This is a genomic window from Mesorhizobium sp. WSM3224 (genome assembly GCF_000427725.1).
In the GTDB taxonomy this organism is placed as follows: Bacteria; Pseudomonadota; Alphaproteobacteria; order Rhizobiales; family Rhizobiaceae; genus Mesorhizobium.
The window spans coordinates 234931-255587 of record NZ_ATYO01000002.1 but is presented as its reverse complement, the minus strand read 5'-3'; the positions used below and the strand labels follow the sequence as shown (position 1 = coordinate 255587).

Below are 20657 nucleotides of genomic sequence, written 5' to 3'. Positions count from 1 at the left end.
GGGAAGCATTGTGCTTCCCAAGGCAAACCAGCGCCCTGAGACAATTCAGGTCAAGGTGAAGAACGGAGGATAGGACGATGACGGAACTGACGCCATCTGCGATGAACGGCCAGGCCGCGCAGACGAAAGCGCCAGCCGTTAAAAATACCGTCCTGACCAAAGACCTCCGAACTGCCAACGGCATGACCGCGCAAGGCCTTTACGATCCGCGCAACGAGCATGATGCCTGCGGCGTCGGCTTCATCGCCAACATGAAGGGCGTGAAGTCGCACCAGATCGTCGAGGACGGTCTGATGATGCTGGAGAACCTCACCCATCGCGGCGCCGTCGGCGCCGATCCGCTGGTCGGCGACGGTGCCGGCTTGCTGGTTCAGATCCCGGACGGGTTCTTCCGCGAGGAGATGGCGGCGCAGGGCGTCGAGCTGCCGCCGGCCGGCCAATATGGCGTCGGCCATTGGTTCATGCCGCAGGACGCGGCGCTTCGCGCCCACATCGAGGAGATCATCGCCGAATCGGCGCAGTCGGAAGGACTGCCGCTTATCGGCTTCCGCGACGTGCCGGTCGACAATTCGTCGCTGTCTAAGGCGCCCAACATCGTGGCGTCCGAGCCGTTCCACCGGCAGGTGTTCATCGGCCGCACGGCCGACATTCCCGACGACGAGGAATATGAGGCAAGGCTCTATCTGCTGCGCAAGGTGATCTCGGGCCGCATCTATGCCGAGAACGACAACAAGGACATCGGTTCCTATTGCGTGTCGCTGTCGGCGCGCACCATCGTTTATAAGGGCATGTTCCTGGCCTACCAGGTCGGCGCCTATTACAAGGACCTCAAGGATCCGCGCTTCGAAACGGCGCTGATCCTGGTCCACCAGCGCTTCTCGACCAACACCTTTCCGTCGTGGAAGCTGGCGCACCCCTACCGCATGGTCGCGCATAATGGCGAGATCAACACGGTGCGCGGCAACAACAACTGGATGGCGGCGCGCCAGGCCTCGGTCGATTCCGAGCTGTTCGGCAACAACATCTCGAAGCTGTGGCCGATCTCCTATGAAGGACAATCGGACACGGCGTGTTTCGACAACGCGCTCGAATTCCTGTTCCAGGGCGGCTATTCGCTCAGCCACGCCATGATGATGCTGATCCCGGAAGCCTGGGCCGGCAACAAGCTCATGGACGCCGACCGCAAGGCTTTCTACGAATACCATGCCGCCCTGATGGAGCCGTGGGACGGTCCGGCAGCGGTGGTCTTCACCGACGGCCGCCAGATCGGCGCCACGCTCGACCGCAACGGCCTGCGCCCGGCGCGCTATATCGTCACCGATGACGACCGCGTCATCATGGCTTCGGAGGCCGGCGTGCTGCCGGTGCCGGAGGAGAAGATCGTGCAGAAGTGGCGGCTGCAGCCCGGCCGCATGCTGCTCATCGATCTCGCGAAGGGCCGCATCGTCTCCGACGAAGAGCTCAAGTCGGAGATCGCGACCAGGCACCCTTACAAGACCTGGCTGGCCAACACGCAGCTCATCCTCGAGGATTTGAAGCCGGTCGAGCCGCGTGCGCTGCGCAAGGATGTCAGCCTGCTCGACCGCCAGCAGTCCTTCGGCTACACGCAGGAGGACACCAGGCTCCTGATGGCGCCGATGGCGACCACCGGGCAGGAAGCTGTCGGCTCGATGGGCACCGACACGCCAATCTCGGCGATGTCGGACAGGTCGAAGCTGCTCTACACCTATTTCAAGCAGAACTTCGCCCAGGTCACCAACCCGCCGATCGATCCGATCCGCGAGGAGCTGGTGATGAGCCTGGTGTCCTTCATCGGACCGCGGCCGAACATCTTCGACCTCGTCGGCACATCGCGCCGCAAGCGGCTCGAAGTGCGCCAGCCGATCCTGACCAATGGCGATCTGGAGAAGATCCGCTCGATCGGTCATACCGAAGACCGTTTCGACACCAAGACGATCGACATCACCTACGGCTCGAACGAGGGCGCTGCCGGCATGCAGGGCGCCATCGACCGGCTCTGCGAGCGGGCGGAGGCGGCGGTCGCCGGCGGCTACAACATCATTATCCTGTCCGACCGCCAGGTCGGCCCGGATCGCATCGCCATTCCTTCGCTGCTGGCGACGGCGGCGGTGCACCACCACCTGATCCGCAAGGGCCTGCGCACGTCGGTCGGGCTGGTCGTCGAATCCGGCGAGCCGCGCGAGGTGCATCATTTCTGCTGCCTGGCCGGCTACGGCGCCGAAGCGATCAATCCTTATCTCGCTTTCGACACGCTGCTCGACATGCACAAGCGCGGCGAGCTGCCGGAAGAGGTCGACGAGTACGAAGTGGTCTCGCGCTACATCAAGTCAATCGGCAAGGGAATCCTCAAGGTGATGTCCAAGATGGGCATCTCGACCTACCAGTCCTATTGCGGCGCGCAGATATTCGACGCCATCGGGCTGAAGTCGGATTTCGTCGTGAGGTATTTCACCGGCACGGCGACGCTGATCGAAGGCGTCGGCCTGGACGAGATCGCCACCGAGACGCTCAGCCGCCATAGCGATGCCTTCGGTAGCGATCCGGTGCTGCGCAACAGCCTCGAAGTCGGCGGCGAATACATGTACCGCATGCGCGGCGAGGCGCATATGTGGTCGCCTGACGCCGTCGCCACCTTGCAGCACGCCGTGCGGCAGGGCTCATGGGATACGTTCAAGGACTATTCGGCGCAAATCGACAGCGCGACCGCACGCGCCCAGACCATCCGCGGCCTGTTCAAGATCAGGCCGGCGGACGAGACCGGGCGCAAGAAGGTGGCGATCGAGGACGTCATGCCGGCGGCCGAGATCGTCAAGCGCTTCTCGACCGGCGCGATGTCGTTCGGCTCGATCTCCAGGGAAGCGCATACGACGCTGGCGCGGGCCATGAACACCATCGGCGGCAAGTCGAACACCGGCGAGGGCGGCGAAGAGGCCGACCGTTATCTGCCGCTGCCCGGCGGCGGCAAGAACCCGGAACGTTCGGCGATCAAGCAGGTCGCCTCGGGGCGGTTCGGTGTCACGGCGGAGTATCTGGTCAATTCCGATGTCATGCAGATCAAGGTAGCCCAAGGCGCCAAGCCCGGCGAAGGCGGTCAGCTGCCTGGCCACAAGGTCGATGCGACGATTGCCAAGGTCAGGCACTCGACACCCGGCGTCGGCCTGATCTCGCCGCCGCCGCATCACGACATCTATTCGATCGAGGATCTGGCGCAGCTGATCTACGATCTGAAGAACGTCAACCCGGCGGCCGATGTCTCGGTCAAGCTGGTGTCGGAGGTCGGCGTCGGCACGGTCGCGGCGGGCGTCGCCAAGGCGCGCGCCGACCACATCACCATCTCCGGCTATGACGGCGGCACCGGCGCGTCGCCGCTGACCTCGCTCAAGCATGCCGGCAGTCCCTGGGAAATGGGCCTGGCCGAAACGCACCAGACGCTGGTGCTCAACGGCTTGCGCAGCAGAGTGGCGCTGCAGGTCGACGGCGGATTGCGCACCGGGCGCGACGTCATCATCGGCGCGCTGCTCGGCGCCGACGAGTTCGGCTTCTCGACCGCACCGCTGATCGCGGCCGGCTGCATCATGATGCGCAAGTGCCACCTCAACACCTGCCCGGTGGGCGTGGCGACGCAGGATCCGGTGCTGCGCAAGCGCTTCAAGGGCGCGCCCGAACACGTCATCAACTTCTTCTTCTACGTGGCGGAAGAGGTGCGGGCGCTGCTTGCCGAAATGGGCTTCACGCATCTCGACCAGATCATCGGCGACACCGATCTCCTGGAAAAGCGCGACGTCATCCAGCATTGGAAGGCGCGGGGGCTCGACTTCTCGAAGATGTTCTTCAAGCCGGACGCGCCGCATGAGGCGCTGCACTGGACCGAGCGGCAGAAGCATCCGATCGACGACGTGCTCGACCGCAAGCTGATCGAATTGGCGAAGCCGGCGCTGGATGCCAAGCAGCCGGTCAAGATCGAGGTGGACATCCGCAATGTCGACCGGTCGACGGGCGCCATGCTGTCGGGCGAAGTGGCCAAGCGTTTCAGGCACAAAGGCCTGCGCGAAGACACGATCCAGGTGAAGCTGACCGGCACCGCCGGCCAGTCCTTCGGCGCTTTCCTGGCACGCGGTGTCTCCTTCGAGCTCGTCGGCGCCGGCAACGATTATGTCGGCAAGGGCCTGTCGGGCGGCCGCATCGTCATCCGCCCGCCGGACGAGGCCAAGATCGTGGCGGCGGACTCGATCATCGTCGGCAACACGGTGCTTTACGGCGCCACCGAAGGCGAGGCTTACTTCGCCGGCGTCGCCGGCGAGCGTTTCGCGGTGCGCAATTCGGGCGTGGCGGCCGTCGTCGAAGGCGTCGGCGACCATGGCTGCGAATACATGACCGGCGGCATCGTCGTCGTTCTGGGCAAGACGGGGCGCAACTTCGCCGCCGGCATGTCGGGCGGCGTCGCCTATGTGCTGGACGAGAAGGGCGATTTCGCCGAGCGCTGCAACATGGCGATGGTCGAGCTGGAGCCGGTTCCGGAAGAGGACGACCTGATGGAGAAGCTGCTCCACCACGGCGGCGACCTCGACCACAAGGGTCGCGTCGACGTGTCGGGCGACATGACCAGCCATGACGAGGAACGTCTCTACCAGCTGATCTCGAACCACGTGCATTTCACCGGTTCGGTGCGCGGCCGCGAAATCCTCGACGACTGGCAGAACTTCCGGCCGAAATTCCGCAAGATCATGCCGGTCGAATACCGCCGCGCGCTGATCGAGATGGAACGCATGCGCATGAGCGTGGCGGCGGAATAGGTTTCGGGCATGGCCGGGAAGATGACTTTCCGGCCGCCATCCTCACAAACAATCCTGACCCCGGACTGCGGTTGCCATGACAGCCTTATGGGGTTAACGGGTGCGCCGACAAAAGCGTGCCTTCGGACAGCAGGGACTGGACTATGGGCAAGGTAACAGGCTTTCTCGAGATCGACCGGCAGGTGCACAAGTACCAGCCTGCCTCGGACCGCATCCGGCATTTCCGCGAATTCACGCTGCCGATGTCGGACAAGGAGGTCGAGAAACAGGCCGCGCGCTGCATGGATTGCGGCATTCCGTTCTGCCATGGGCCGACGGGCTGCCCGATCCACAACCAGATCCCGGATTGGAACGATCTCGTCTACAATGGCGACTGGGACAACGCGATCCGCAACCTGCATTCGACCAACAATTTCCCGGAGTTCACCGGCCGCATCTGCCCCGCGCCTTGCGAGGAAGCCTGCACGCTGAACCTCGAGGACATTCCGGTCGCCATCAAGACGGTCGAGCAGGCGATCGCGGACAAGGCCTACGAGACCGGCCATATCCGGCCCTATCCGCCGGAAAAGAAGACCGGCAAGCGGGTTGCCGTCGTCGGTTCCGGCCCGTCCGGCATGGCGGCGGCGCAGCAACTCGGCCGCGCCGGCCATGACGTGCATGTCTATGAGCGCGAGAGCCGCCCCGGCGGGCTGATGCGCTACGGCATTCCGGACTTCAAGATCGAGAAGCACTATATCGACCGGCGCATCGAACAGATGCAGGGCGAGGGCGTCACATTCCATTGCGGCGTCAATGTCGGCGTCGACAAGCCGGTCGCCGAACTTCTCGAAGAATATGACGCGGTGCTCTATTGCGGAGGCTCCGAAACGCCGCGTCCGGCCGGCATTCCGGGCAGCGATCTCAGCGGCGTCTATGACGCCATGCCCTATCTGGTGCAGCAGAACCGCCGTGTCGGCGGCGAGCCGATCCAGTCGGTGGCGTGGCCCTCGCACCCGATCATCGCCGGCGGCCAGCATGTCGTCGTGGTTGGCGGCGGCGACACCGCGTCCGACTGCATCGGCACCGCTTTCCGCCAGGGCGCAGTACGCGTGACTCAGCTCGACATCCGTCCGCAGCCGCCGGAGAAGGAAGACAAGCTGGCGGTATGGCCGTACTGGGCGACGAAGATGCGCACGTCCTCCTCGCAGGCCGAGGGCGCCGAGCGCGAATTCCAGGTGGCGACGCTCGAATTCATCGGCGAGGACGGCCAACTGACCGGCGTCCGCTGCTGCGAGGTGGACGACAAGCGCAAGCCGATCGCCGGCAGCGAATTCGTGATCCGCGCCGACCTCGCCTTCGTCGCCATCGGCTTTGCCGGACCGGCGAGCGACAGCCTGATGAAGGAGCTCGACGGCGAGATCAAGGTCGTCACCGACAGCCGCCGCTCGAACAATGTCGAGGCTAACGACCGCGACTATCGGACCAGTGTCGACAAGCTCTATGCGGCAGGCGACGTGCGCCGCGGCCAGTCGCTGGTGGTGTGGGCCATCCGCGAGGGCCGCCAGGCGGCGCGCTCGATCGACGAGGCGCTGATGGGATCGACGGTGCTGCCGCGCTGAGGTCGGACGCGTTCTATGAACGTCAAATGCTTCCGCTCGGGCGAAAAAATGCTCGGGCTAGCTGACCAGTAGCGCTGCCGCCCAGTAGGCGCCGACGGCCATCTGGACCGCAAACGCCGAAAATCGGACCTTGACCGCCGTTGGGCTTGTCGACGTCAAATGAATGATCGACTGCGTGACACGAGCCGCGAGGAACCAGTACGCAACAGGATCGGTGATCGAAACGCGAGAGGTCATGATTGCCAGCGCCATGAGACCTCCGAATATGGGCAGGCCCTCGACGCAATTCGCATGAGCCCGCGCCAGTCGCTGCATAAAGGGCGACAGGCCGGCGTTGTCGGGGCTGAAACCATTTGCTGGCACCCGGCCTGTCGCAACGAGATAGGTCCGCACGACCTCCATGCAGATGAGTAAGCAAAGCGTCCAAGCCATGAACCCGGTCAACGCGTAGCCCGTCGCTGACATTTCGCCCCCAATCCTGACCGCAGCCATCGGATATTGCCACCAGCGGATAATGCCATTATTCCACTTGGCGCGGAATGCTTGCAACGCCGTGCACGGCCGCCCTTATCGTCTACGCTCGCGCGCTCACAGGCTCGGTCATCCCGAGAAAATGACGGCCGTCGCGCACACGATGTCCGAATGACCTGAGAGGCCGTCTCACGGCGGCTCCAAGGCCTTGAGCGCCGCCGGATACGCATAGCGGCTGCCGTCATAGCGCAGCCGATAGGTCCGCTTCACCGACTTGCCGGGATGGGACTGGCACTCACCATTGTTGTCGGGCAGCGGATTGTCGGTATCCATCCGCTCGACAACCGTGATGTCGTGGTAGCCGTGATGTTTGGCCGGGCTCATCGCCAGGCTGACCTGACTGGTATGGAAGGATCCGGCGCAATTGGTATCGCCCTCGCCGCCATTGCCGGCCACGACCAGGCCATCGAGCACCATCCGCAGGGAATCGCCACCGACGGCATAGAGCCGCAGGTCGGTTTCACTGAAGGGGTCAGGCAGCGAATTGTTCGCCATTTCGATGCGCAGGCCGAAGGCGGTGACATCGGGCGCCAGCGCATAGCGGCCGGTATCGAGTTCGACCTTGCGGATGGCGATGGCATCGTCATTCATTAGCCCAGCCTGGAGCAAACGCTGGCGCACCTGCCGGCTCTTCCTGTCGACGATCAAAAGCTCGATATCGCCGGCATGCGCGTAGTCGCTGGGTTGGGAACTGTCCATCAGCGGCACCGCGACCAAGAGCAGGTCGTCATGGGCGGGCCAGATCTTGCAGACCAGATCGAATGGCGTATCGCCCTCCGTCGGGGCGATGCTCGTATGGGGCTGGAGCGTGAACAAGGCGCCGTCGGCGGTCTTTCGGGCCTGGGGATAGGCCTGCTGCACCAGGGCGGCGGCATCGCCGCAATCGCCGGCTGCTGCCCGCGCGGGCGACAGGCTGCCGGCAGCGGCAAGGCCGAGGAAGAGGGTTTGCAACAGTATCCGCATGGAGTTCTCACGCGCAGGGGCCAGGTTGGGGCAGGACTGTCTACGCGAGATTGGCGGCGGCGCACAGCGGTATCGGCGATGCCGTCCATCGGCGGGTTCTAAAGCGCGTCGCGCCGAAGCGGATTCAGGCGACGCGCTTTAAAGTCTTTGTTTTGATACATGTCGTTGTCCCAGAACCGCTGCGCACTTCTGGGCGACATGCATTAGACGCCAGCCTTTCGCCATCGCGCGAGGCGTTCCTTGGTTTACGCAATTGCGGACGGGTTCGCCGACACTCTTTCGAATTGCTCTAAGGAGTGATCGCCGTCGTCGTGTCCGACCCGGCGGCGGCCGCGGTGGCCGGTTTCGGCGGCCAGGAAAAATCGTCAGCGCGGCCGGGCGAGGCGGCGGGCGCCTTGCCCTCCTTGATCAGCTTTTCACCAGGCAGGTTCGGATCAGCCTTGGCCGGCGGCGCGGCGCCGAGCAATTCCGAGCCGCCATCGAGCGCCGGGTCGCCAAGCAGCATCGGCGCGGTGCGGTCGACGATGACGGGCGCCGTTGCCGGCGCCGGCGCCTCGACCGGAGCGCCGGTCGGCGCCGACACGGTCGTGATGCTTCCCGGCGCCGCAAGGCCGAGGATCTTGGCCAGCGGCTTTTCGGTGTAGAAGGCGAGCTTGCGCTTGCCGGCCTTGGTGACGTTGATGCCGTCGTCGGAACGCAAGCGAACCGGCTGGCCGTTGATGTCCGGGCCGGAGGTGACGAAAGCGCCGTTCTCGTCGACGAAGCCGTCCCAGACATCGACGAATTCGCCGCCATGCTTTTCGGCGGCCGAGTGATAGATGTCGTTGAAGGCAAGCATGTCCGAGTTCATCTTCGCCACCCGAAATGCCGGCATGCCGACCCACAGGAACGGCACCTTGGCGTCCTGTATCGCCTTGCCGAGCGCATCGGTGCGGCGCTCATATTCCTTGGTCCAGTTCTCCGAGCGCGGCTGCTCGCGCACGTCGCCGACCTTCATCTGCTGGCGGTCGTTGGAGCCCAGCATGACGATCACGGCCGCCGGCTTCTCGGTCTCGATCAGCGACTTGATCTCGGCCGGCCAGTTATAGAAATCGTCGCGGACGAAGCCGGACGAACCGTTGCTGCGGGCCACGATCCTGACGGCGGGATTGTCGGCAAAAGCGGTGTCCAGGCCTTCGGCCAGCCCACTCGCCAGGAAATCGCCGACCACCAGCACGACACGGGCGTCGTTTGTCTTCTCGACGATCGGCGTCTCCGGCTCGGCCGGCGGGCGCGGCTTGGATTTCTTCTTCGGTTTCGGCCTTGCTTTCTGGATTTCGACCGGTGGCTCGACCCGTTCGCTGCGGCGCGGGAAAAGGAGATCACGCAGCGACCAGCCGTGGCTCTCCTCCTGCGCGAACGCAGGGGCGTGGAAGGCGCCGGCGGCGGTGACGACAAGCACGGCAAGGGCGAGAATCAGGATCGGCGCCCGGCGAATGCTTTGCCTGATACGCGCAACCGTAACCAATCACCTCTCCATCCCCGGCGCATGACCAGGCAGACATGGGAAAGTCATGCGCAAGCCGAAGCGCTACAGCATCCTTACGGTATTTGAAAGGATGCTTGGCGCCTTAGAGCGGTTCAGCGTTTCATAGAATCACCAGTCCGCTCCAAGTATCTTATTTGCGCAATTCCGAGCGGAAAACCGCTGCGCACTTTTCCTGGAATTGCTCTGGACGGCTCTACTGCTTGCGGAGCCATTTGAGCACTTCCATGCTCGGATAGCCATCCTGGCTCAGGCCGACCTTTGCCTGATAGGCAATGATGGCGGCTTTCGAGCCATCGCCGATCTTGCCGTCGAACTTGCCGTCATAATAGCCGTGCTCGGAAAGCCGCTTCTGCAATTCCTGCCGCTCCTCGAAGCTGAGCTTGGTGAAAGGCCGTTGCCAGTCCTGCACCAGCCCGGTGCCGCCAGAGATCTCGTCGGCCAGGAGGCCGACGGCCAAAGCGTATTTGTCGGCATTGTTGTAGGCCTTGATGACGGAGAAATTCCGGATCATCAGGAAGGCGGGGCCGCCCCGGCCGTCCGGCACCTTCAGCGTCGCCTTGTCGGTCAGGTTCTTGAACGGCTTGCCGCTGGCCCTGGCGACGCCGAGCGCCTGCCATTGGGCGATCGTCTTGGCCCCGCCAGGCAATTTGCCTGCCGGTATGGTGACCTCATAGCCCCAGGTCTTGCCGGCCTGCCAGCCGTTCTTCCTGAGCAGGTTGGCGGAGGTCGCCAGCGCGTCGGGGATCGAATTCCAGATGTCGCGCTTGCCGTTGCCGTCCATGTCGACCGCATAGCGCTGATAGCTGGTCGGGATGAACTGCGTCTGTCCCATCGCGCCGGCCCAGGAGCCCATCAGATGGCTTTCGTCGATGTCGCCGGTCTGCAGGATCTTCAACGCCGAGATCAGCTGGGTGCGGGCATATTTCGATCGCTTTGGATCGCCATAGGCGAGCGTTGCCAGCGAACGGACGACGTTGCGCATGATATCGTCGCGCTTGAGCGTCTCGCCATAGTTCGATTCCATCGACCAGATGGCCAGAAGGATGTTGCGGTCGACACCGAACCGCGCCTCGATGCGATCGAGCCACGGCTTCCACTTCTTCGCCATCGCCTGGCCGTTGGCCACCGACTGGTCATGCACCCGGTTGTCGAAATAGTCCCAGGCGGGCGCGGTGAATTCCGGCTGGGTGCGGGCCTTTTCCAGCACGACCGGGTCGGGCTCGAGGCCTCTCATGGACTGATCGTAGACAGCGCCCGAAACGCCGCCCGCGACCGCGGTGGCGCGGAAAGCCGAGACCCACTGGCGGAACCCGGCATCGGCGAAAGCGGGTCCGGACATCAGCAAGGCCAGCGTGAGGCCGGCGGCCGTCACCAGTGCCGTCAGGCGCCTTGCGGTGCTGCGAACGGACATCATTTCCTCCTTCGTCAAATCAGGAAGGATCATTCAACGCCGAACCGGGTTAGCATTTAGTTTACCATAGGTGCCGCCGGGAACGAAAAGAGGTGTCAGGGCTTTAGTTCTCACAGTCGGCCTGGCGGTTCGGTAGTCCAACATTCCGGCGTTAAAATGATTCCGCCGTGAAAGTGTCAGGGGGATTGCGGAGCGCGCCGCCGAGCGGATAATTGATTGAAACGCAGGGGTGTCAGCATGAAGCGTGTTCGCAAGGCAGTTTTCCCGGTCGCCGGCCTCGGCACGCGGTTCCTTCCGGCCACCAAGGCCATCCCGAAGGAAATGCTGACCGTCGTCGACCGACCGGTCATCCAATATGTGGTCGACGAGGCGCGCGAGGCCGGCATCGAGCATTTCATCTTCGTCACCGGGCGCAACAAGGCGGTCATCGAGGACCATTTCGACGTCCAGTTCGAGCTCTATGACACGCTTGCACAGCGCGGCAAGGACGACCAGCTTGCCCGCCTGCAGCGGCTGCAGCCGGCGCCGGGACAGACGAGCTTCACGCGCCAGCAGGTGCCGCTGGGCCTCGGCCACGCCGTCTGGTGCGCCCGCGAGCTGGTCGGCGACGAGCCCTTCGCGCTGCTTTTGCCCGACATGATCATGCAGTCGGAAAAGAGCTGCATGAAGGACATGGTCGAGCTCTATGCCGAGACCGGAAACAACATCATCGCCGTGCAGGAATGCGACCCGGCCGAGGCCCACAAATACGGTATCGTCGGCCGCGGCGAGGACACCCATCACGGCTTCCGCATCACCGGGATGGTCGAGAAGCCGAAGCAGGGCACCGCGCCCTCCAACCTCTTCATCAACGGCCGCTATATCCTGCAGCCGGAGATATTCGGCATCCTGGAAAGCCAGGAACGCGGCGCCGGCAACGAGATCCAACTGACCGACGCGATGCTGAAGCTGGAGAAAAAGCAGGCTTTCTACGGCTATCACTACAAGGGGCGCACCTTCGACTGCGGCTCGCCGGAGGGTTTCGTCGAGGCCAATGTCGCCTTCGCGCTCTGGCGCAGCGACATGAATGGCAGCATGGCCGACGTCATCCGCACGCTGCTGGATGAGGTTCAGCCGGAGGAGCGCCGCGGGGCCGCTTCTTAGGCCTGCCTTCCGTCGAACTTTACCGCTGAACCTTCAGCCCGAGATACACGCTATTGGCGGTGTAGTCGCGTCCGGGCAGGTTGCTGGTCAGCTTCTCGGTCCTGACGCGGGTGGTAATTCCGGCATAGCGGTTCAGCCACCATGTCAGCCCGGCCTCGGCGCTCAGGATCAGGTCGTGGCCGTCGGAGCCAGTATAATCGCGCCAATCGAGGCCAAGTGCTGAATTCGCCGTCAGATTGGCGCGGATCTGGCGCTCGCCGGTCAGACGGCCGGAGTAGAGGATATCGCCGCTCTCGCCGGCCGTCGTGGTGGTCTCGACGTTGGTTTTTCCGGTGAGTCCGATGATCGTGCCGCGCTCGGGCGACCATTTCAGGCCGGCGTCGATGCTCGGACCCGCCACAGCCGGAAGGCGGTCGTCGTCGATCGCTTCACGCAGCCAGCCAACGGAAAATTCACCGGACAGCTTCTCGCCCATGTCGAGCTCGAGCCCGGCGCGCGCGCCAAGCCTGGTCGAGGACCGTTCGAAGCCGTCGGCGTCGACGCGCAGGTCATAGATGCGTCGCCCGGCCTCGACCTCCGTGAAGGGCGTCAGCGCCGGCGAAATCTCGTAGCCGGTGCGCAAGGTCGCCGTGTAGAGCGTGGAGTCGCGGTCCTTTTGCGATATGCTGGTCCCGTCTGAAAGTTCGGCGTCGCCGTAGAAGTCGTGCGAGACCGCGCCGGTCAGCGCATAGTGCATCTTGCCGACGCTCTTTTCGATGCCGAGGCTGCCGTCCACGGTCTGACGCAGCGGCTGTTGGGTGACGCCGGCGATCGCGTCCGGCGAGGAGGCGGATTCCGGTGCCGCCTCATAGCCGAGCTTGGCGATGGCGCGCAGCTCGTTGTCGAGGTCGACATTGAGCTGGCCTTCGATGCGGCCCTGCGCGTCGTCGATCTTCTGGCCGGAGACGGTGTTGCGGAACAGGCCGTAGCCGGTGATCAAAGCCGAATTCTCGCGCCAGTCTGAGGTCGCCGTGAAACGCAGCGCCGTCTCGGATAGAACCGCTGATTTGCCGGTGCTGCTGGAATCGGCGTTGGACGTCGCGGTGAAACCCTGCTCGAGCGTCGGCCGGAACAGAAAGGTGCCGATCTTGACACCGGGAGCGGCGAAGGGATCGTCCTCGGGCTTGATCTTCTGGCCCTCGATGGATGCCGTGCGCTCCGCTCCGGGATCCAGCTTCTGCCTGTCGACGCTGTCGATGGTGACCGCGCGGCGGTTGGCATCCTCCTCATCGGCGGCGGCGTCGGCCTGGCTGCTTGTGCGGGCGGTGGCAGCGGTGGTCGTGGCGTCCGTGGCCGTTTTCTTCTTAGCTTTTTTCTTGTCGACCGCCTTGGTGTCGGCCTTTGCCTTGGCGTCCTGCGTGCGCTGCTTCGCCGTCGAAGGCCGGCGCGGTTTTACCGGCGCCGTCGTGCCGGCCGATGAGTCGTCGGTTGCCTGCGGCTGCTGGTCGAAGATGCTGTCCGTTGCTCCCGCGGCCTGGTCGTCATCGGGAACAGCGCCGGGGCTTGCCGGCTGATAGGTCGTCGTCGTGTCCTGGAGGGGCACCGCGGCGGGCGAGTTCTGATCCTGCGACCCTTGCGCCCTCAACTGCCTGGCCTTGCGCTGCTGGTCGGCGAGTATGGCCGATTCGGAAACCTCGCCACGCAGCTCGGTTTCCTGCGAAAATGCCGGAACCGGGCGCAGCAAAGCGAGAGCGCTTGCCGTCAGCAGCAGTGCCGCAATGGCAATGCCCCTTCGACCGATTTTCGTTTCAGGCTGGCCCCCGGACATCGTCACCACTGCTTGCGCGGCGCGGTTGCGCCATACTTACCGAACCGTAAATGCGGATGGTTAACGGAGGGTTGAGAGAGCCGCCCTGGAGACGTCCGGATCGGCAGACCGCGGCAATTCCGTTGGACAGGGGCGCGGCAAAGCGCTAATCGCTTGCCCCATGCATGCGGGGTCCCCAGAAAGAAAGCAGCCGGACAGGCAGGCTGCGATCGAATCGGCGCTGAGAACGGTGGCGACGGAGCAGGCCGGTGTGGCGGCGCTGGCCGCCGCGCTCGCAAACGGACTGGCTGAGCCATTCGCGGCAGCCATCGATCTGATTTCTCGGATCGAGGGGCGTGTCATCGTCACCGGCGTCGGCAAGAGCGGCCATATCGGTGGCAAGATCGCAGCGACGCTCGCCTCGACCGGAACGCCGGCTTTCTTCGTCCATCCTGCAGAGGCCAATCACGGCGATCTCGGCATGATCGCCCGGGATGACGCCATCATTGCCATGTCCTGGTCGGGCGAGAGCAAGGAACTGATGGGCATCGTCGCCTATTCCAGGCGCTTCTCCATCCCGCTGATCGCCATCACGTCGGGCGAGAGCTCGGCGCTGGCGCGCGCCGCCGACGTGGTGCTGCTGCTGCCGGCCGTGCCTGAGGCCTGTCCGCATGGGCTGGCACCGACAACCTCCGCCTTGCTGCAGCTCGTCATGGGCGATGCGCTGGCGATCGCGCTGCTCGAGGCGCGGGGCTTCACGCCGGACCATTTCCGGACCTTCCATCCTGGCGGCCAGCTCGGCGCCAATCTGACCCAGTTGCGCGAGATCATGCATGTCGGCGAACGGTTGCCCCTGGTGCCGTCGGGCACCGGCATGCGCGAAGCGATTGCCGAGCTTTCGCGCAAAGGTTTTGGCTGTGTGGCGATCACCGGTGCTGACGGCGCGCTTGTCGGCATCATCACAGATGGCGACATCCGCCGGCATATCGGCACCGATCTTCTGTCGATGAGCGTCGATCAGGTGATGACGAAGAAGCCGAAGACGGCGGCCCCTGACACGCTGGTCGCGACGGCGCTGCAAACGATCAACGCTTCCGCCATCACCAGCCTGATGGTGGTCGAGGGCGGACGGCCGGTCGGGCTCGTCCATTTGCACGATCTGCTGCGGATCGGCGCGGCTTAGAGCGTTTCACCGTTTCATGGAAACGGCGAACCGCTCAATCCCTTTGTTTTGACGCAATTCCGAACGGAACGTTACGGCGAAGACGCCGAACTTAACCGCTCACTCTTTTCCTGGAATTGCTTCCAGGATGCATTGAAATTCAGGCGAGGTTGGCCTGACCTGAAAATCTCAACGCATCCTGACGTCGCCTCGGTTCAGACCGCCTCTACCGTCAGATCCAGATCGGTGTCGGCGGCGCCCGTCACGCGCACCTGTGTCCCGGCCGGCAGATCCGGGCCTGAGACACGCCACAGCGTATCACCGAGCTTGATGCGGCCGCGGCCGTCCTTGATCGGCTCGGCAAGCGTGGCCATCTTGCCGACCATCTGCGCGCCACGGCGGTTCAGCAACGGCTGATCGGTCGGATCGTGGCGGCCGCCAACGAGCTTCTTGCCGACGTAGGCCGAAACCAGTGAAAGCGCGAGGAAGGCGAGCACCTGAACTTGCCAGGTCCAGAAGCTCGCGTCCCAGATCAGCAGCGAGATCGCGCCGATGAGCAGCGCCGCGATGCCGATCCACAGCATGAAAATGCCGGGAGCGATAACCTCCATCACCAGCAGCACGAAGCCGAGAACCATCCAGTTCCACGGGCCGAGTTCGAACACAATGCGGTCGAGCATGGGAGCAGCCTCCTATGAACTCAGCTCTCGCTCGGGCGAACCACGGGCGGGCGGGCGGCCTGCCGTTGCGCGCCGTTGCTGCCTTCGCTCCTGAACACTTCCTTGGCAATCTCGCCAATGCCGCCAAGCGTGCCGATCAACGAAGAAGCCTCAAGCGGCATCAGCACGACCTTGCTGTTGGCGGCCGAGCCGATCTTGGTCAGCGCTTCCGTGTATTTCTGGGCGACGAAGTAGTTGAGAGCCTGGACGTCGCCTTTGGAAATGGCTTCGGACACGACTTGTGTGGCGCGGGCTTCGGCTTCAGCCGAGCGTTCGCGAGCCTCGGCATCGCGGAACGCGGCTTCCTTGCGACCCTCGGCCTCCAGGATCTGCGACTGCTTGAGACCTTCGGCGGCGAGGATCTGCGCGCGCTTGTTGCGCTCGGCCGTCATCTGCCGTCCCATCGATTCGATGAGGTTGGCCGGCGGATTGATGTCCTTGATCTCGACGCGGGTGATCTTGATGCCCCATGGGTGCGCGGCCTCGTCGACCACGCGCAGCAGGCGCTCGTTGATGGCGTCGCGGTTCGACAGAAGCTCGTCGAGGTCCATCGAACCCATGACCGTGCGGATGTTGGTCATCGTCAGGTTGAGGATGGCGTTCTGCAGGCCGGCGACCTGGTAAGCCGCCTGCGCCGCGTTGAGGATCTGGAAGAAGGCGATGCCGTCGACACCGACAATGGCATTGTCGCGGGTGATGATTTCCTGGCTCGGGACGTCGAGCACCTGCTCCATCATGTTCATCTTGGCGCCGATGCGGTCGACGAACGGGACGATGAGATTGAGGCCCGGACTCAATGTCTTGGTATAACGACCAAAACGCTCAACCGTATAATTGTAGCCTTGCGGGATTGTCCGGATGCCCTTGAAAAGCACCAATACGACAAGTGCAACAAGAGCAATGATGGCAATATCGAAACCGCTGAAACCCATTTCGTTTCTCCCCTCAAAAGGCGGCGACCTCACAGAATCACTTAAGTGTGTTTCCGCAACGTTACAATCGGGTGATCGCTAATATTGGTTAGCGGCGGGTTTTGCGCACCGGTTTCGAGCCTGTCGGTGAAACCGGTCACACCCAGCCGGAAAGCTCGCGCCGCACCAGCGCTTCAATGACCGCCATGCCCTCGGCGCTGTCGTTGAGACAGGGGATATGGGCAAAGTTCTCGCCGCCGGCGTGATGGAAGGTTTCGGCCGCTTCACGGCCGATCTCGTCCAGCGTCTCGATGCAGTCGACGGAAAAGCCGGGATTGACGACGGCGATCGATTTCACGCCGTCCTTGGCCAGCTTCTCGACGGTCACGTCGGTATAGGGCTGCAGCCATTCCTGCGCGCCAAAACGCGACTGGAAGGTGGTGATGAGTTTCTTCTCGTCCCAGCCGAGCCTTGTCCGCAGCAGCCTCGTCGTCTCCAGGCAATGCGCCCGGTAGGGGTCGCCCTTGTCGGAATACGGCTTGGGGATGCCGTGGTAGGAGGTGATCACCACCTCCGGCACGAAATCGAGCGTCGCCAGATGCTTCTCGATCGAACGGGCAAGCGCCTCGATATAGACCGGTTCGTCATAATAGGGCGGCACGCTGCGGATCGCCGGCGCGCGCCTGATCGTCATCAGCGCGCGGAACAACTGGTCGTTGGCAGTCGCCGTCGTCGTCGCCGAATATTGCGGATAGAGCGGAAAGGTGAGGACGCGCTCGCAGCCCTGCTCGACCAGCTTTTGAACGACGCTTGCTGTCGAGGGACTGCCGTAGCGCATCGCCCAATCGACCACCACATCGGGCAGGTCGGCCAGCGCCGGGGCCAGTTTCCCGGCCTGGGCGCGGGTGAAACTGCGCAGCGGCGACTCGTTCATCTGCCGGTTCCAGATCCTGGCGTAGTTGGCGCCGGATTTCTTCGGCCGGGTGGTCAGAACCAGTCCATAGAGGATCGGATACCAGATCGCCTTGTTGAGCTCGATGACGCGCGGGTCGGAGAGGAATTCGCGCAGGTACCGCCACATCGGCTTGAAGTCTGTGCCGTCGGGCGTGCCGAGATTGACAAGCATGATGCCGACCTTGCCCGGTTTGACCGGCGCGGCGGCAGCCTGCGCCGGACCGGCGGTCTCGGCGGCTTTCGCATCGGCAGGGTTGGCAAGCGTCATCGACTGTCTCCGGGCGCAACAGGAGCGGCTCAGCTTTCACCGACCACAGGGTCGTAGCAATGCCTGTTTAGCGCAATTCCGGATAGAAAACCGCCGCGCGCTTTCCCTGGAATTGCTCGGGCCGCGAAACTAACGATGCCGCGCCGGTTTACAATGCTGCGTCTGGCCGCACCTTCCGAGCTGAAAACTGGCCCAGCTAAAAACAGGACACCCGCCCTGTTTCCAGGACGGGTGCCGTGAATTTCCTGGAAGGCTTACTTCGCGGCCGGCGGAATGGTCAGCGTCGCGCCGAGCGGCAGGCGGCGCGGCCTGTAGTCCTTGTTGGCCTCGGAGATCAGCTTCCACTTGGTGGCGTCGCCATAGGCTTTCTTGGCCAGGTCCCAGTAGGTGTCGCCAGTGGCGACGGTATGGTTGGTCTCGGCAGGCTTGGCTTCAGCCGGCGTTGCTTCCGCTGGCTTGGCCGGCTCGGCGGCAGGAGCAGGCGTTGCCGGGGTGGTCTCGGCGGGCTTCGACGGTTCCGCTGCCGGTGCGGGCGCCGTCGCCGCAGCCGCCGGTTCCGCAGGCTTGGCGGGTTCCGCCGCCGCCGTCGTTGCCGCAACCTCGGTGATGCGGCCGTCGAGCTTCGGCGTGTAGGGCCGATGCGCGCCGAGATAATCCGCCACCACCTGTTCGAGGCCAGGACCGTAGTCATAGGCATCGGTGGCCTTGTCGGCGAAGACCTTGTAGCCGTCGCCACCCTGGCGGACATAATTGTTGGTGGCGACGAGGTACTGCTTGTCCGGGTTGATCGGCGTCCAGGCGCCGTTCTCCATCACCTCGACCGATTTGACGCGGCCGGCATTGGGCGCCACCGACTTGTCGAAGGAATATTTGAGGCCGGCAACCTGTGGGAAGCGGCCGGCGCCGTCCTCGATCTGGCTGAGGCCGCTTTCGAGGCCCGCGACAAGGTCCTTGCCCGATATCTTGAAGGTCGCCAGCGTGTTCTGGAACGGCAGCACGGTCAGCACCTCGCCCATGGTCACCGTGCCCTGGTCGATCGAGGCGCGCAGGCCGCCGCCATTTGAGATGACGATCTCGACGCCCTGGCCCTTGACGCGGTCGAGCACGGCATCGGAGACGAGATTGCCCATCTCGCATTCGCGGGCGCGGCAATTCTCGCGGCTGCCGTCGACCGGCTTGGTGGTCTCGGCGACCTCCTTGTTCTTCAGCGCCTCGATCGGCGCGCCAAGCTCCTTGATGCGGGCCAGAACGGCTGGATCGGGCGTGATCGACTTGTCGAGAAAGATCGGGTCGCCGCTCGCTTCCTGGACGACGCCATTGTCGTCGAACACGACCTTGAATTCGCCGAGATATTTCGAATAGGACGCCGCCTGTACCACCGGCACCTTGGAGCCGTCGGGGTTGTCGACCATCGTCGGATACGGTCCCTCGGCTTTCGGATCGGTGTTGGACAGAAGCGTATGGCTGTGGCCGCCGACCACCACGTCGATGCCCGGGATCTTGGCGATGACGTCGCGCTCGCGCCGGTAGCCGATATGGGTGACGGCGATGATCTTGTTGACCCCTTGCGCCTTGAGTTTTTCAACCTCCGCCGTGATCGACTTGACATCGTCCGCGATGGCGATGTTCGGGCCGGGCGAGGCGAGTTCCGGCGTGTCGTTGGTGACGGCGCCGATGATGCCGATCTTCTGGCCGCCGACCTCGACCACGATCGACGGCTTGATCTTGCCCGCCGCGCCGGACTTGTCGTTGGGCAAGACATTGGCGCTGACGATCGGGAAATTCGCCTTGTCGAGGTAGGGCACCAGCGCGGTCTCGCCGTCGTCGAATTCGTGGTTGCCCAGCGTCACCGCGTCGGGCTTGATCTGGTTGAGGAATTCCTCTTCCACGGCTCCCTTGTAGGTGGTGTAGAACAGTGATCCCTGGAAGCTGTCGCCTGCATTGAGCATCAGCACGTTCTGTCCTTCGAGCTTCTTGCGCTGCTCAGCGATCGCGGTGATCAGCCGGCCGGCGCCGCCGATGCATTCGCCCTTGGTCTCCTCGTCGGCGGAACAGGTCGACTCGTATTTGTTGTTGCCCTCGATGCGGCTGTGCCAATCGTTGAAATGCAGGATGTTCAGTGTGTAGTCGGCAAAAGACACGCCCGCCGACAGGCCAAGCGTCGAGGCGGACAGGGCTAAAATGGCGGCAATCTTCTTCATCTTCGTCTCCCGGATGAGCTGACTTCCAAGGTGCTTGAAGCGCGCCGCGTCCAATCGGATTCGAGCGATGCGCTTCAAGGTTTTCCTTTCGTGCATGACGTTCTCCCAAAACCGCTGCGCACTTTTGGGCGACATGCATTAATCCCCTCGCTTGACTGGAAAATAACAGTCAGCTTCGGGTCATGTTCACACCGGGTTCCGGTCGACGCAAGTACAAATCAGGGTGATGTCTGCCGGCGCAAAAAAGGACGGCGGCCTGCGCCGCCATCCCTGTCGGCTGGATATTCGCGAGCCCTCAAGCCCGGCGCGTCAGCACGAAATTCTGGCCGCTGGCGCTGGTGCAGTTGAGCTGGCTGGTGGAGACCATCAGGCAGTTGAAGCTGACCGGCGTCTGGCGGATCAGCGACGTGCCGTGGATCTCGACCGAGGTCGGTCCGGTCATGGTGTAGCTGCCCTCGGACAGCTTCTGGCCGGTATCGGTCGCGACGGTGTTGAAGCTGCCGGCAGCGAAGGTCGATAGGCCGGTGCCCTTGGCGTCGATCCAGTTGCCCTCGACGCCCTTGGGCGCCGCTGCGATCGGCTCGGAAGGGCCGGTGGTGGTGCAGGCGGCCGCAGCCAGAAGGCTTGCCGCGGCGCCTGCCGAAAGCAGTTTGCGCGCAATGGTCATT

The 20657-nt window shown here is 63.8% G+C and carries 14 protein-coding genes; 4 read left to right on the top strand and 10 right to left on the bottom strand.

Features of this window, described 5'->3' with window-relative positions; genetic code table 11:
• The first annotated feature begins 77 nt into the window (after positions 1-77).
• Both gltB and YU3_RS0104860 read left to right on the top strand, forming a co-directional pair.
• On the top strand, positions 78-4814 hold the full coding sequence (gltB, locus tag YU3_RS0104865) for a glutamate synthase large subunit (RefSeq protein ID WP_027165189.1): 4737 nt from the start codon (positions 78-80) through the stop codon (positions 4812-4814).
• Between the two features lie 143 nt (positions 4815-4957).
• Positions 4958-6412: a glutamate synthase subunit beta gene (locus YU3_RS0104860; RefSeq protein ID WP_027165188.1), complete on the top strand. Its 1455-nt coding sequence runs from the start codon at positions 4958-4960 to the stop codon at positions 6410-6412.
• Between the two features lie 57 nt (positions 6413-6469).
• On the opposite strand, the gene YU3_RS0104855 is transcribed toward YU3_RS0104860, so the two are convergent.
• The 4 genes from YU3_RS0104855 to YU3_RS0104840 form a co-directional block, all read right to left on the bottom strand.
• Positions 6470-6904 carry an MAPEG family protein gene (locus YU3_RS0104855; RefSeq protein WP_245273423.1) on the bottom strand — a complete coding sequence of 145 codons (435 nt, stop codon included), beginning with the start codon at positions 6902-6904 and terminating at the stop codon, positions 6470-6472.
• A 168-nt stretch (positions 6905-7072) separates the two neighbouring features.
• Complete coding sequence (locus YU3_RS0104850; RefSeq protein ID WP_027165186.1) at positions 7073-7906, bottom strand: hypothetical protein; 834 nt, start codon at positions 7904-7906, stop codon at positions 7073-7075.
• Between the two features lie 289 nt (positions 7907-8195).
• On the bottom strand, positions 8196-9413 hold the full coding sequence (locus YU3_RS0104845; RefSeq protein ID WP_027165185.1) for a DUF459 domain-containing protein: 1218 nt from the start codon (positions 9411-9413) through the stop codon (positions 8196-8198).
• A 214-nt stretch (positions 9414-9627) separates the two neighbouring features.
• Positions 9628-10845: a lytic murein transglycosylase gene (locus tag YU3_RS0104840; RefSeq protein ID WP_027165184.1), complete on the bottom strand. Its 1218-nt coding sequence runs from the start codon at positions 10843-10845 to the stop codon at positions 9628-9630.
• A gap of 237 nt (positions 10846-11082) precedes the next feature.
• Here YU3_RS0104840 and galU point away from each other — a divergent pair, with 237 nt between their 5' ends.
• Entirely contained in the window at positions 11083-11988 is a 906-nt protein-coding gene (gene galU, locus YU3_RS0104835) for a UTP--glucose-1-phosphate uridylyltransferase GalU (protein WP_027165183.1), read from the top strand.
• 19 nt (positions 11989-12007) lie between these two features.
• On the opposite strand, the gene YU3_RS0104830 is transcribed toward galU, so the two are convergent.
• Entirely contained in the window at positions 12008-13795 is a 1788-nt protein-coding gene (locus YU3_RS0104830; protein ID WP_027165182.1) for an outer membrane beta-barrel protein, read from the bottom strand.
• A gap of 160 nt (positions 13796-13955) precedes the next feature.
• Between YU3_RS0104830 and YU3_RS0104825 the strand changes: the two genes are divergently transcribed.
• Positions 13956-14957 carry a KpsF/GutQ family sugar-phosphate isomerase gene (locus YU3_RS0104825; protein ID WP_027165181.1) on the top strand — a complete coding sequence of 334 codons (1002 nt, stop codon included), beginning with the start codon at positions 13956-13958 and terminating at the stop codon, positions 14955-14957.
• 194 nt (positions 14958-15151) lie between these two features.
• Here YU3_RS0104825 and YU3_RS0104820 read toward each other — a convergent pair whose 3' ends face one another.
• The 5 genes from YU3_RS0104820 to YU3_RS0104800 form a co-directional block, all read right to left on the bottom strand.
• Positions 15152-15616: an NfeD family protein gene (locus tag YU3_RS0104820; protein ID WP_027165180.1), complete on the bottom strand. Its 465-nt coding sequence runs from the start codon at positions 15614-15616 to the stop codon at positions 15152-15154.
• Positions 15617-15636: 20 nt separating this feature from the next.
• Complete coding sequence (locus tag YU3_RS0104815; protein ID WP_027165179.1) at positions 15637-16587, bottom strand: SPFH domain-containing protein; 951 nt, start codon at positions 16585-16587, stop codon at positions 15637-15639.
• A gap of 136 nt (positions 16588-16723) precedes the next feature.
• Positions 16724-17788, bottom strand: coding sequence for a ferrochelatase (hemH, locus tag YU3_RS0104810; protein ID WP_027165178.1), 1065 nt, complete (start codon positions 17786-17788; stop codon positions 16724-16726).
• Between the two features lie 254 nt (positions 17789-18042).
• A complete protein-coding gene (locus YU3_RS0104805) occupies positions 18043-19989 on the bottom strand; it encodes a bifunctional UDP-sugar hydrolase/5'-nucleotidase (protein WP_027165177.1) in 1947 nt (648 codons plus the stop codon).
• Positions 19990-20284: 295 nt separating this feature from the next.
• Entirely contained in the window at positions 20285-20656 is a 372-nt protein-coding gene (locus tag YU3_RS0104800) for a hypothetical protein (RefSeq protein WP_027165176.1), read from the bottom strand.
• Position 20657 lies beyond the last annotated feature (1 nt).